Consider the following 2,834-nt stretch of genomic DNA (forward strand, 5'->3'; position numbering starts at 1 on the left):
TTTGGGTTTCAGATAAATCTAAGTAATAGTATTCAGTTTTTATTCTTCATCAAACTCTAATGCGGCTTGGATTTCATCTGCTAATCCAACTAACTCTTTTTTTACTGTTTGCAAATCATCATCAACCCTTGAGTACTCTGACCCATGCCAATTCCCTACAGATGCCTTAGCAATCTCCAAAGCAGCCTGGACAGCAAGCAATCGACGCTCTTGATCGGATGTATCGTGCGCAAAATAACGTTCAAGCATTCTGATCTCCATTTATTTATACTTACCGCATTGGTAAGCATCAAAATAAAATGGGGGCTAATACTTTTTTTTCAACGCTTACCTTTCGGATTTTAAACATAACATTAAGAAAAGATGGTGGCCCAGTAAGCGCGAACTTTGGAACGAGTCAGGAAGTAGTTAATGCTAAAATCCTGTGACAATTTATCAACTGACTTACCTGATAATTTACAACACGCTTTTATAAATAAAATTTTCATATGACACTCCAATAAAAGGCCACCAAACTAATTAGTGACCTTAGTTTATTATTGGAGATTAAATAATATCCCCAATAAACTTAGCCTGAATTTGTATGAGGCTCGATGGCATTCCTGCAACCGTTCCTTTGAGAACATAATTATTACCAGACTCATTAACCACAAGATCAAGATTGAATGCAGAAACCCCACCAAATACCGAGGTCACATTCCGGTCATGCTGTGATACATGCAGTGTTACCTTGTTACCATCAGCCATACCTTTGTACGTGAAGCCATAATCGCCACCGTTAACTTTGTTATCTTTGACAACAACGGTTCCAGTACCAAAGTCCTGATTATTGCTTTGGAAAACTACGTAATAAATTCCGTTTTTCATTAAAGCCTCAGTTTTTTGAGTTGTGCCACATAGCACCGCTCTAAATTACCTCAACTTAACGAAGTCTTCTTCCTTATTTTGGATATCCTTAATCCACTTAATCACAGCATCAATGCGTGATGAGCATATGCTCATTTCACTTTGCTTAACCTGTAAGGCTATTACCGCATCACCAAATGTTACACCCTCAAAGGGAGAGTTTTCACATCGTTGCAGTAGTGCTGTAGGTGGCAGGACGTAAATCAACCGTGGGGCCGGTACAGGTTTAGGTTTTTCCGTGCAAGATGTCGATAGCAGAATCAGGCAGGCGCTGATTGCTACAGTCGCTATGCTCCAGCGCTTCGCGTAACGTTCTGTTTTCAGCATCGGCCTTTTCCCTCTTCTGTTGCTCTATTTTCAGTTGTTCCTGTGTCGCTCGCCGATCTGCGTCGATGGACCCTTTCAGTACGGTGATCGTTTCATCCTTGCTTTCCGCGTCTTTTACCAACTGCTCGTTAGCTTTGTTGGCCTTATCGAGTTTGCTGGTCAGCACCGAGTTAGTCCAAGAGAACAAGATGGCACCCAGAATCGCGGCGATTAATCCGTATTTCGTCAGTCTTGTCATAGCAGCACCTTGCAGGCCTTCTCAAACCGAACCTTACGGTCATCTATACCATTCAGGCCACCATTGATTGCTTTAGTTACAGCAACAACATCAGAGCCATATTGCCCGCACTTATTGCTTGACCAGAACCAACCGGCAGAACGCATCGCATTAACGTCTTGCTCCAATAGCTCAGGGTGGCTCACTAAGTCGAGCTTAAGAGCCGTGCCGCATGCGAGATGATTATTTAAGCCGGTAAGCTGCTTTAAACCACGCCCGCGATATTTCCAACCATCACTTGGCGCACTGTTCCCCATCCGGCCACCATAGACCAGGTTTGCGATTGCTTCCTGTTTAGCGCTTTGCTGAATTGTGCGGCCTAACATTTTGCACTGATACTCACTCAACCGTTTAGCTTTGGTAAGCGGGCCAAACGTTCTCATTAACCCATCAACGGTATAGTTGAATGACTCCACCAGCACTTTAAAACCGCTGGACTCATGCCCTACCTGAGCAATAAACATTGCCTGGTCTACCGGCTTGGTGATATTGAACTCTTTGAATGTAGCCACCAGGTGAGGATACCAACGCGCAGCTAACTCGGCGCTGATACCTGCCGCCCGCTGAAATTGATTTTGTGTCATAACTGTTTTCTCTGAAGGGGTTTAGCTAGGCGCATGACGTTGCCACCTGAAGACCAGACGGCTACACAGAACCCAATGTTAATTAAAGTTTCCGACCAGTTAGCGCTTTGATAATCGCCGGTCAGTATGCGTATAGTTACCGAGGCGCAAGCTACAATCAGTAGCCATGCAAAGAATGTAACCACGGGTCGATGAGTAGCCCCGTTCCTGCGGTATGCCATAAGGCGGAAGGCCGTTGCACCACATGCGATAGCATTGACTGTCAGCAGGTATTCATTCATCTGTCTCCCCCTCGCCGGGTAATATCGTCCAGCGCTGTTGGGTCTGAAGATTTTGCAATGAGGTACATAAGCAAGCGCACAGCTACAGCACCGCCCACCAGCGCCCCGATTGTGTCCCCTACTTCGATGTGTTTACCTGGCAGAACGGATAGGAAAGCCTCGATCACGTCTGCAAAGAACTCTGCAGAAAACATCCCAGTAAGGAACGAGGAAGCAAACATCCACACTTTCTTGAAGTTCGATAGGTCACTCGAAGACAGGACGAAAACCGCTGCCCCTGCAAATGCACCAACTACTACAGCAGGATCAAGGTTGGAAAATACGCCAACAATCGTTACGCCAGTTACTGCCGCTGCCGCCGCCCCGGTTCCGGTAATCGGCTCACTCATATTTGCTCCTTAATGTTTGCTGCTCGCTCAGCAAACGCCGGGCGCAAGAAATGAAAAAGGCCACCCCATG

At 45.8% G+C, this 2,834-nt stretch carries 6 protein-coding genes; all 6 read right to left on the reverse strand.

All coding sequences use genetic code 11. The features are described from left to right. Positions 1-39: 39 nt before the first annotated feature. Positions 40-249 (reverse strand): hypothetical protein, encoded by a 210-nt coding sequence (locus tag N6G83_RS54085; RefSeq protein ID WP_211134562.1) that lies wholly within the window; start codon positions 247-249, stop codon positions 40-42. 297 nt (positions 250-546) lie between these two features. After that, positions 547-867: a GrlR family regulatory protein gene (locus tag N6G83_RS54090; protein ID WP_211134561.1), complete on the reverse strand. Its 321-nt coding sequence runs from the start codon at positions 865-867 to the stop codon at positions 547-549. Positions 868-1,132: 265 nt separating this feature from the next. Next, positions 1,133-1,471, reverse strand: a complete 339-nt coding sequence (locus N6G83_RS54095) for a DUF2570 family protein (protein WP_211134560.1) — start codon at positions 1,469-1,471, stop codon at positions 1,133-1,135. Beyond that, positions 1,468-2,094: a glycoside hydrolase family 19 protein gene (locus tag N6G83_RS54100; protein ID WP_260524417.1), complete on the reverse strand. Its 627-nt coding sequence runs from the start codon at positions 2,092-2,094 to the stop codon at positions 1,468-1,470. Before N6G83_RS54100 ends, N6G83_RS54095 begins: the two co-directional genes overlap by 4 nt. Then, positions 2,091-2,375 (reverse strand): phage holin family protein, encoded by a 285-nt coding sequence (locus N6G83_RS54105; RefSeq protein WP_211134554.1) that lies wholly within the window; start codon positions 2,373-2,375, stop codon positions 2,091-2,093. Before N6G83_RS54105 ends, N6G83_RS54100 begins: the two co-directional genes overlap by 4 nt. Next, positions 2,372-2,764, reverse strand: a complete 393-nt coding sequence (locus N6G83_RS54110) for a putative holin (protein ID WP_024529202.1) — start codon at positions 2,762-2,764, stop codon at positions 2,372-2,374. Before N6G83_RS54110 ends, N6G83_RS54105 begins: the two co-directional genes overlap by 4 nt. Positions 2,765-2,834: the final 70 nt, after the last annotated feature.

It is taken from the genome of Serratia sp. PL7, from assembly GCF_945957435.1.